The organism is Streptomyces sp. x-80, from assembly GCF_046549095.1.
Classification (GTDB): Bacteria; Actinomycetota; Actinomycetes; order Streptomycetales; family Streptomycetaceae; genus Streptomyces; species Streptomyces celluloflavus.
Genome location: NZ_JAJPWM010000051.1, coordinates 1 through 9955, shown reverse-complemented (window position 1 = coordinate 9955; position 9955 = coordinate 1). Strand labels below are relative to the sequence as shown.

Sequence of the window (9955 nt, the reverse complement as noted above, 5' to 3'; positions counted from 1 at the left end):
TTGCCCGATGCACCGCTCACGACGACCACCTCCACCACCAGACTGCAACCACCACCCCACAACAACAATTTTTGTTGCCAATCCAGGAACAAACACAACCCAACAACCACACAAAACACCCCACCACCCCCACCCACCCACACCGCACCACCCCCACCCACAGCCCCAACCTTCCGCGACGGCCACCGGGTTCTCCGGCGGCACCTTCCGGCTCGTGATGCTCAGGCCACTCCCCCGCTGCCGCATCGAGTGGACTCCCCTCTCCACTGGCCCCGTCGCTGGTGTTTCCGCTCGTCAGGACGGGGTGTTACTGGCCAGCCGGAGCCGGTAAGAACATCGAGGCACTGGATTGCGCCTGTGATCACGCCAGTCCAGAGCCAGTGCCGGACCGAGCCGAGGTGCCTTCGGCGGCCGGCGGTGACGAGCTGAGCGGCAGCGAAGAACAACCGCAGCCGCACTTCCCGGTCAGCGCGAGCATGGAAAGCCAGACCGGCAGGTCCAAGGCGATCCGAACGATCCCCCAGCCAGATTCGATTCCGCACCGCATCGCGCAGGCCAGGCCACGCAGACCAGGGCACGGCCTGCCGGCCCGGACACGGCCCTAGGCACAGACACACCGGAGTCCGACTGCGGCAATTACGGCAACCGGCATGTCCGGGCATTGGCAGCGAACACGGCAGGACCAGACCGCCGACGCCGCTAAAACACAACTGAGCACCAGAAACAGACCATTCCCTGCGGACGATCATCCGCATGCCCAAGGCCGGCCCTTCAGAACACCGTCATCGAGCTCATCGCCCGGGACGCCACTGCGGATCTCGCCACCGACCTCAACAACCACCGGCCAGGCCAAGGCAGGACGACAAGGACAGCCTCGTGGACGGCCTCGTGGACGATCACGCCAACCGAGCACAACAGCCACCACCGCGCTGGGCCAACCAGGCCACACACTCGCGAGTGCCGCCGCCAAAGACGGGACAGATAAACATCTGCCGGCCGCACCAACAGCGCTACGCCAGCCAGGCCAACGCGAGGCGGGCCGTGATGAACCGACCAGAGCCAGCGCCGCTGCCCGCGTCACCCAGGCGCAGCAAACCCGCGACCAGCCCGCCACCCCACTGTGACCGGCCAAACCCATCAGCCGATGACGCCCGAAGGCCATGTTCCAGATTGCGGCGGCACCCTGCCCTCGGAGCGCGCCCACACGAGCACCCCGCCCAGATCAACGACCACCCGCCCCCGGCATCCGGCACCGAGAGACCAGCCACCTTCCGTACGAACTCCCAGACCCGGGCTCACACAGCCCCGACTGCCCTCAAGACTCCCGGCCCGCCTCCGCCAGGGCACCGACCCGGCAAGAGACCGTAAAGCCGGAGGCCGCCGCCCCCACACACCCGGCACCACCCGCCACAGTGCCGACCGGGCGCGGCGAACATACCCTTGTGCCCAAGGCGAGGCCGCCGGAGGGCGCTACCCGACCACAGGAGAGCCTCATGACAGGCGAGCAGCCCATTCTCGTGACCGGCGCCACCGGCAGTGTGGGCGGCGTGGGCAGGCTGGTAGCCGACGCACTGCGACAACGTGGACTGCCCGTTCGCACCCTCGTCCGGGTCGATGACGAGCGGGCCGAAGTACTGCGCACACTAGGCGCCGAGGTCGTGGTGGGAGACCTGACCCGCGGCGCGGACGTCGCTCGTGCGCTGGCCGGCTGCGGGCGGATGTACTTCGGCATGGGCGTCTCGGCGCAGTACCTGGAGGCAACGGTGACCGTAGCCGCCGCAGCCCGCCAGCAAGGCGGCCTTCAAGCGCTGGTCAACATGTCCCAGATGACCGTCTCACAGATGGACCTCACCAGCACGGCCGAATCCGCGCAGCAGCACCAGCACTGGCTCGCCGAACAAGTCCTGAACTGGTCGGACCTGCCCGTGATGCACATCCGGCCCACCGTATTCCTGGAGAACCCGCTCTTCCGGATCTTCATGTACGAGTCGATGGCGAAAGACTCCACAATCCGGCTGCCCTTCGGAGCCGGCCGCACCTCCCCCGTCGCAGCCGCAGACGTCGCGAAAGTCATCACCACGATCCTGACGGACCCGGCACCACACATCGGCCACACCTACGAACTGACCGGACCTACCTCACAAAACCTCACAGATCTAGCGGCAGAATTCTCCACCATGCTGGGCCGGCCCATCCACTACCTCAACCCGCCCTACGACCAGTGGGTCAACCAGGAACTATGCACCCTGGACCTCCCCGACCACGTCTTCGAACACCTCGCCACCATGGCCCGCCTACACGCCCACAACCGCTACGACCGCACCACCAACGACATCCAACAGATCACCGGACAACCACCCACCAGCACACGAGAATACGCCCAGAACAACCCCACCCTCTTCCCTCACGAAAACCCCCACTGACCCCACAAAAACCCAGACGAACCGACCGGGCAGCATGCCTTTCGAGCACGCCCCCAATCCCCCATCACCGGACACACAAACCGACCAAGAACACAACCAATACCACCCACAGACCCAAGACAGTTAGAACGACCGCGAGCGCCTCACCCCGCACCACCGCCCACCGCCGGTCGCGCCTGCCACCCATCGCCGGTCATCCGCCGTCCGCCGTCCGCCGTCCGCCAGAATTAACCCGGGCACCACCGCCGTAGCGGGGTCCAAAAGAGCAGGTCCACGAGGGCGGCCGCGCCCGGCCACAGCCCGGGGATCCGGCCGAGCCGCGCGAGGCGCACCACGGAGGCGTCGCCGAGCAGCAATTGCGCCAGTTCATCCACGTAAAGGACGAGGTCGGGGTCCGCCTGGGTCGCTGTGCAGGTGGCGGTGGTCTGTGCGGCGTCCGGCGGCACCGCCCTGCGTACTGAGCAGGTAGCGGCCGTCGGTGAAGCCGGCCGGGTCGCGGACCTGGAGTACCAGGGAGCCCGGCGCCTGGTGCGTCCGGGCCTGAATGGCCCGGCAGACGTCGAGGGTGCGCAACCACAGGCAGTCGGCGTGTGTGACGGTGCGGCAGGTGCGCGGGGCGGGGAGCAGGTCGGGCAGGAGCGTGTCCGGCGGGTGCATCACCTGACACCTTCGGTGTGACCTACGACACGAGAGCGGTCAAATGTGATCAGCGTGGGTGATGACAGAGTCACCGTCCGTGCTGGTCAGGGCTGCGTTTCGGGGACCCCCGGCCAGCAAGTGATCTTTCTTCTGTGGCCACCCATGAGCACAGCGTGATTTTTTCTGAGTGGTGCGTGAGTGTTTCGCGCCCGAAGTCGCTTAGGTGGTGAGTGAGGCCAACGGGCCTCCGGCGTACCCGAGTTGCGCGCCGACCTCAACGAAGAGGAATCACCATGACCCACTCCAAGGGAGGCTCGCGTGAACGGCGATGACGTCCATAGGGACGCTGCGTCTTCGGAACGCCGGCTCCAGCTGGCCCAGCCGCTACAGACTCCCCTGGATCTCCCGCTGGACTTCGAGGGCTTCTACCTGGGCCACCAGGAGTTCTTCCACACCTTCGCCGAAATCCACCTCGGCAGCCGCGCAGCGGCTGAAGAAGCCGTCCACCAGGTCTTCCTGGAGATACGGGCCGGCTGGGAGGGCCTGCTCCAGGAAGGAGACCTGGAACAGCGGACCCTCGCCGTCCTGCACCGCCGCGTCCGCGCACAACTGGAGCGCGAAGGGCGCAACCCCGCCTTCGTCATCAACGGACCGATAGCCCGCGTCGCCCGGAACCTGAAGGCGATCCGGGGCGAGCTGGAGATCACCGACGGGGCCAGCGGCCTGTACGAGGCGATCACTCAGCTGCCGCCCCGGCAGTTCAACGTCATCGTGCTGCGCCACCTCATGGGCTACCCCACCCACCAGATCGCCCGGTTCATGGGTCTGGACGAACGCACCGTGGACTACCACGGCCGCAAAGGCAGGGAACGGCTGCGGATACAGCTGGGCCTGCCCGCGGACCCGAACAGGAAAAGGAAAGGACGAGGGCAGTGACCCACACGATCGACCACCTGCTGGCCGACTCTTTCGTACCCACCACATCCCCAGCCACGTTCGACGTCGGAGCCGCCCTGCGCCGGCTGGCCAACGACGCGGCGAAGACCGCACCGCCACCAGACATGGCCCGCGCCGCCCAGGCCGGCCAGCGCCTGAGCGTGGTATCCCGCTGGATCCTCAACGGCCCCGGCGCCGCAGGACACGTCGACCGGCTGGCCGAAAACCCGGAACAAGGCGCCCATCTCATGGAAGAAGAGGAGATGGACGTCGACGGGGCACTGGTCTTCGCCTGCCTGCTGCACCTGACCAAACACCCCGAAAGCGCGCAGTTCTGGTGGCAGCTCGCCGCCGGCGCAGGCAGCCGCGCCGCCGCCTACTGCCTCCACCTCCACCACCTCCACCTCACGGAAACCAAAGAGGCACAGCACTGGTACCACCAGCTGACGCACTCCATGGCCGACACCACACCACCGGACGACGCCTTCATCGAAGTCCTCGAAGCAGTCGCCCGCTACGTCCGGACAAACGGATCCGCCGCCAACGCACCAACAGGGGACCTGGAAAGCGAAGTCAACCGGCTCGCCTCCCACAGCGCGAACTCATCCTGCGTAATCGTCCGCCGGCCCGACCGGCGCCTGGCCGACCAACTGCACCAGTTCACCACCCGCCGCTGACCCACCAACAGCAAAGGAACCCAGTCCGGCCATCGGCTCCGAAGCCACAACCGGACGGGCCCCTGCACGACATCCCAGAAAGGAACACCTGCCGTGAACCCAAAACCCGCCCACCCCACCCAACACAAGGCCACCACCCGCACGAAGCGACTCGCCCGATGGGCCATACGACACCGCCGAACCGCCCTCTCCCACCTGCTCCGCGGCGCTTGCTATGGCGCAGGAACCGGCGCGGTCAGCATCATCGCCGTCTGGGCACAGCAACATCTCTGATCGGCCGTCAAATCTGACGCCCCGGCACCACTGCGGAACCGCATCGCCGGAGGAATGGACACGGCGGACCACCCGAACCGCGCGCACGGCCGCCCGGCACCGCGGTGGTCCCGCCGACTGCCCGAGACAACCGGGCGGACCGGGCGGACCGTACACCCTCGGCCACCGTGCCATGGCCTGCTGCCCCATCACTCACTCCCGTGGCCTCGTCCATGACGTGAATGGACAGCACTTCGACACCGGTTCGGGAGATTCGAGGCCCCTGAGAGGCTTTCGGCGACCGCGTGCGGCACACGCAGCCCGATCCGCTCGACATCTCCTCACTCACAGCCCGTGCTGCGGCCCACCCGGGCCGGGTGGCCGCAGCCGAGGCATTCTGGGACGGAAACACAGCCCACGATTGGTTCGTGTTCCTGGTCGCGGCCCTGGACGCCCCACCTGAAGTGGGTCACCTGGGGAAGTCACCTGGCGACCGTCCACCACCGCCCTGGCGGCCCCCGCCTGGCGCCACTGCCGCCGATGCAGGACAGGCCCTGGCCAACTACCGCGGAGTGCCGTTCCACTCCACCTCCCCGAGCATCCCCAAAGACGAAGTCCCACGCCGGCGGACAGTCCAGGGTCCGTCCGAAGGTTCGTGACCGGTGATGACGCTCCCTGAAAACGGCCACCCGTACTCGCGGGCGACCCCAGACATGCTCGGCTTAGTTCCCCACCCATAGGTCCCTGACCTGCGGTCGAGCACCACAGTGAAGGGACCGGCCGATAGCCGGCCAGGGGCGGGTCGAGCTGTCCAGAGTGGGCGAAGCCCAGCCTGCTCGTGAACATCGACGATCCCGCCGCGGCTGCCGAAGCGGGAGGTGGACATCAGGTTCGAGGGCGTCTTGTAACCAACGGTGTCCGGGTGGGAACGGCTCGGCCCAGCCCACACCTGCTCGGTGTGCACGACGGCGTCGGTGCCGCCCGACAGGGGCACAGTGGCGATCAGGCTCGTGCGCCGCCCGCCGCGTCATCGTGGTCCGCGCCAGCATGCTGCCGGGCGGTGACGAGGGCGTTCGCGCGGCTGAACAAGTACGGGTCGGTGCCAGTGAACCGGGCGTGCTGCCAGGTACTGCCATCCCAGTGACGGCCATGGACGCTTCCCTCGAACACGGCCCGCTGGTTCAGGTCTTCGGGGGCGCGGGCGGCGACGAATTCGCCACCGGTGTCACCCCGGCGGGGACCGGGGACGCGGTACTCGGAGACGAACTCCACCGGCTCATCCGCCAAGGCCCTCTCTTTGTTTTCCCGCTTCCGGAACTCGTCATCGTGCGTGGCGTCGCGAAACTCGGCACTCCTCCAGCGGACGGTGTCGAAGCCGTCCGTGTCCCGCCCGCATTCAGCGATCCCCACAAGCCGGTTCCGCTCGGACCAGATTGTCTGGACGCGGTTGAGCTCCCGCCCCGGTACCTGGGGGCGTGCTCGATGGTGCCGTCGCCGAGGTGGTGGCTCAGGGACCCGAGAAAGAGGGGATGGACGAGCCTCAAGGCAACATTGGTCCGGTACTCTTCGGTGCCCACCTTCCAGGGCTCGCAGATCAGCCAGCTCGACAGGAATTCGCCGACGGCGTTCACATCGCTGCGGGTGACGTCTACTGCGTAGCGCAGTGGTTCAGAGCGGGATATGCGGGTGGTTCCCTCGTCTCGGGCGTACCTGACCGACGGGCCGTCATGTCCGGTTTATCGCCCCCGGACATGGCATTGTTACCGGATGCACGTCTGATCGCCGCTGTGCCCGCGACGTATCCGACCGCCGCGATCGTCCGGCGAGGTCCGAATCTCACCGATCGCGCAGCGCTCCGTCGGCTGCGGGGAGCTCTCAGGCCCGCTCGGTGATCAGGGCAGATCCGATCAGGGCGGATCCGATCAGGCAGTCCATCGGATCCGTCACGGCTGCCGGGCCGCCCTGCTCATTCATGCGCCGGGACAGCCGGTCGGCCAGGCCGTCAGCCGTGTCGGCCCGGTCCGCGAAACCCGTCGCAGCGGCTCTGCCACGGGCGACGTTGCGGCGTAACCCGTCTGGGCGGGCGTCGTGGAGTGCTTCCTCCGGGACCCATCCGTCCCAGTATCAACCTGTCCAGATCAGAGGGGGAACCTCAGCGGCGGCCTCGCCCCACAGTCCGACGGCGGTGACCAGATTCGGGGTGTAGCCGACGGACCAAACCGATTCGTTGTCGTCTGAAGTGCCTGTCTTGCGGGCGACCTGCCGACCCGCGCGGTTGGGCGCGTCGCGTACCGAGGCCCAGGGCTGTGCCATCGGTGACCACCCCGGTGAGTACCTTGGTGATGGCGTCCGCCATGTCCCGGCTGAGCGCCTGCTCGCCGATCAGGTCCTGCTTGTTGAACGTACGGTCCTTGTGCCAGGCCGACTTCACGATCGACGGCGTGACCTTCTTGCCGTGATTGTTGCGCGTGGCGTACGCGGCAGCCGTCTGCATCGGGCTCGCACCGTAGGGAGCGAGCGTCATCGCGGACCGGGCCGCCGAACGTCGGCACCGTGCCGGGCGATTCCGGGCTTGGCACGACGATGACCGCATCGATCCGAAATTCGGCTCCGCGCTAACCGAGACGTGTCAGTTTCGCGGTGAAGGATGGTGCGGTCAGGGCTGCTTTCAGGGCGACCGGGACGGTCGTCGCGCCGGGGCCGCTGCCTACTCTCAGTACTCCGACCTCGGTGCCCGCTGTGGCCTCGTGCACTGGTGTCCTGCCGCCGTCGGCGAGCGTCAGCTCCAGCTTCTGGCCCGGTACGCCGACGGCCTCGGCGTCCTTGGCAGCCATGACCGGGGTGCGGGTGCCGAGGCCGTCGTCGATGTATCCGACGATCTGGCCCTTCCTTACGGCGGTGGCGGATGTCAGGGCGTTGCGTACGGCCTCGATGATCTTCTGGCTGTTGTCCTTGACGAGGACGAGGCTGTTCGCGCCGTCAGGGTCGGGGCCGGTTGCGCGCTGGTCCAGCGTGGTGCCGAGGAGCAGGGGGGTCTTGTCGCCGACCGTCTTGTAGGCCGCCCACATCAGTGTTCCGCCCGCTGCCGTGTTGGATCCGGTCTTGATGCCTTTGATGCTCAGGCCGGCCAGCAGCAGGTTGTCGTTGTTGTTGTTGATCGGCTGCGGTAGGCCCTTGATGGTGGCGTTCGGCAGCTGGACGACCGCCCTGAACGCGTCGAACTTCATCACGGCCTCGGCCAGCTTGAGCTGGTCGGCCGCGGTGCTCACGGTCTTGGGGTCCAGCCCGCTGGGATCGGTGTAGGTGGTGTCGGTCATGCCGAGTTCCTTGGCAGCGGTGTTCATCTTCTTGACGAACGCTGCCTGCGAGTCGCGGTTGGTGTCCCACCGGGCCAGCAGGCGGGCGATGTTGTTGCCGGAGGGGATCATCAGCATTTTCATCATGTCCTGCTGACTGAACTTCCCTCCCTCGGTCAGGCCCTCGATGCGCGACTCGTCCTTGGCCTTGCCGTCCTCCACGGCCTTGGCATCGATCTCGATCGTGGGTCCGAGCTCGTTCTTCTTCAGCGGGTGGTCTTTGAGGATCACGTACGCGGTCATCACCTTGGCCACGCTGGCTATCGGGACGGGTTTCTGCTCGCCGTGCGTGCCCACCGCTCCGGATCCCTGGACGAGGACGGCGGCCTGGCCCTTCTCCGGCCAGGGCACGGTGAAGTGCCCGTCGAGGGTGACGGACGACGCGGCCTTCCCGGTGGTCAGGACCGGTGCGGGCAGGGGCCGGACTGTCTGTGCGGCCACGGCGATGCCGCCCAGCAGCAGGACGACCGGCGTCCAGACCTTCAAGCGCCGCCCGATGGTACGCATCGCGCTCTTGGGAGGCGCAGGTGTGTTCGTGAGCTGCGCGAGGAGGTCGAGCGGGGGCAGCGGCTGCTCCGGGAACGCTTCGGGTGTCGTTGCCACGGCTGCGGTAACGACACCGTCGGACGGCGTCCAGGCGTTCCCGTCCGGCTCCCCTCCCGCCTGGTCGAGGCTCGCATCAGCTCCGGTGCGCGGCGCCTTCAGTGATGGTGTGTCCGAGGTCTTCAGCGCGACGAACTTGCTTGTCCGCTCGCAGGCCGACTCTCGTCCGGCCCCATCAGAGTGGTCCTCTGTCCCCTTGGTCTTCGCTGCGTCGCCGTCCTGCTCACCCCCGTCTGCCTCCACGTCCTCGTCTGCGTCGGCCGGCTTGGTCTGCTCGCCCGCCTCGCTCTCGCCCTGCGTACCTGTGTCGTTGACCGGGCCTGCGCTCACCACGGTTGCCGCAGTCGTGTCACCGGGAGATTCCACGTCCTCGGTGTCCGCGGGATCCGGTGAACAGACGACGTCCTTGGGCACCTTCGAGGCGGCCTCCGCTCCATTCGCGTCAGCCGCGCCGGCCTGCGCCGCGCCCCGTTCCGGACCGCGCCCGTCCTCGGCGGGCCCTTTCGAAGCCTGCTCCCGCTTCGATGTGTCAGCCGACTTGCCTGGTCCTCGTGCCGCCTTCATAGCTCGTGCCTCCTCGCTCGGGCCGGGCTGGTCGGCCAGCCCGTTGCGTTGTCGTTCGGGGTCGGTGTCACCTCCGCCGGAGGTGACACCGGTCGTGTGAAGGCCACGAGCCTCCTGCCGGTGGTTCCACCCCGCAGTTCCCTGCTCGCTGAATGCCGCCGGTCGCGGTCTCGGTCACACCCACCCGGCTGTGACCGCGCTGCGAGTCGAGCACCTGGTTCGCGGCCATACGGACGTCACGCCGCCGGACGTCGACGGCGTGGGCCCTTCCGCCATCACTTGGTTCGGGCGCCGAGTGTCTACTTCTTCAGTACGGCTTCCATGACCGACTTGGCGATCGGGCCGCCGAGCTTGCCGCCGGCGATGTCCGAGCGGGGCATGTCCATGTCCTTGGGGTCCACGAAGACGGCGACCGCGATCGGGGAGCTGCCGTCCTTGTCCTTGGCGTAGGAGACGAACCAGGCGTAGGGGCGCTCGTCCTTGACGTCGGCGCCGTGCTGGGCGG

At 67.6% G+C, this 9955-nt stretch carries 7 protein-coding genes and 2 pseudogenes; 3 read left to right on the top strand and 6 right to left on the bottom strand.

Annotated elements, in window-relative coordinates:
- Positions 1 to 1493 precede the first annotated feature (1493 nt).
- A complete protein-coding gene (locus ACLJWH_RS41550) occupies positions 1494 to 2423 on the top strand; it encodes an NAD(P)H-binding protein (protein WP_411147008.1) in 930 nt (309 codons plus the stop codon).
- Between the two features lie 227 nt (positions 2424 to 2650).
- Here the strand turns inward: ACLJWH_RS41550 and ACLJWH_RS41545 are convergent, their stop codons facing one another.
- Positions 2651 to 2797 carry a sterol carrier protein domain-containing protein gene (locus ACLJWH_RS41545; protein ID WP_411147007.1) on the bottom strand — a complete coding sequence of 49 codons (147 nt, stop codon included), beginning with the start codon at positions 2795 to 2797 and terminating at the stop codon, positions 2651 to 2653.
- The gene (locus ACLJWH_RS41540; RefSeq protein ID WP_411147006.1) at positions 2790 to 3080 is read right to left on the bottom strand and encodes a hypothetical protein; all 291 of its coding nucleotides are present in this window, start codon (positions 3078 to 3080) and stop codon (positions 2790 to 2792) included. The genes ACLJWH_RS41545 and ACLJWH_RS41540 overlap by 8 nt, the downstream gene beginning before the upstream one ends.
- A 300-nt stretch (positions 3081 to 3380) precedes the next feature.
- Between ACLJWH_RS41540 and ACLJWH_RS41535 the strand changes: the two genes are divergently transcribed.
- Entirely contained in the window at positions 3381 to 3998 is a 618-nt protein-coding gene (locus ACLJWH_RS41535) for a sigma-70 family RNA polymerase sigma factor (RefSeq protein ID WP_411147005.1), read from the top strand.
- A complete protein-coding gene (locus ACLJWH_RS41530) occupies positions 3995 to 4675 on the top strand; it encodes a hypothetical protein (RefSeq protein WP_411147004.1) in 681 nt (226 codons plus the stop codon). Before ACLJWH_RS41535 ends, ACLJWH_RS41530 begins: the two co-directional genes overlap by 4 nt.
- A 1254-nt stretch (positions 4676 to 5929) precedes the next feature.
- Here the strand turns inward: ACLJWH_RS41530 and ACLJWH_RS41525 are convergent.
- The 4 genes and pseudogenes from ACLJWH_RS41525 to ACLJWH_RS41510 form a co-directional block, all read right to left on the bottom strand.
- Positions 5930 to 6214 carry a hypothetical protein gene (locus ACLJWH_RS41525; RefSeq protein ID WP_411147003.1) on the bottom strand — a complete coding sequence of 95 codons (285 nt, stop codon included), beginning with the start codon at positions 6212 to 6214 and terminating at the stop codon, positions 5930 to 5932.
- A gap of 876 nt (positions 6215 to 7090) precedes the next feature.
- Positions 7091 to 7454, bottom strand: a pseudogene (locus tag ACLJWH_RS41520) (penicillin-binding transpeptidase domain-containing protein); the annotation flags it as partial.
- A gap of 88 nt (positions 7455 to 7542) precedes the next feature.
- A complete protein-coding gene (locus ACLJWH_RS41515) occupies positions 7543 to 9450 on the bottom strand; it encodes a serine hydrolase (RefSeq protein ID WP_411147002.1) in 1908 nt (635 codons plus the stop codon).
- 299 nt (positions 9451 to 9749) lie between these two features.
- Positions 9750 to 9955: pseudogene (locus ACLJWH_RS41510) on the bottom strand (penicillin-binding protein 2); the annotation flags it as partial.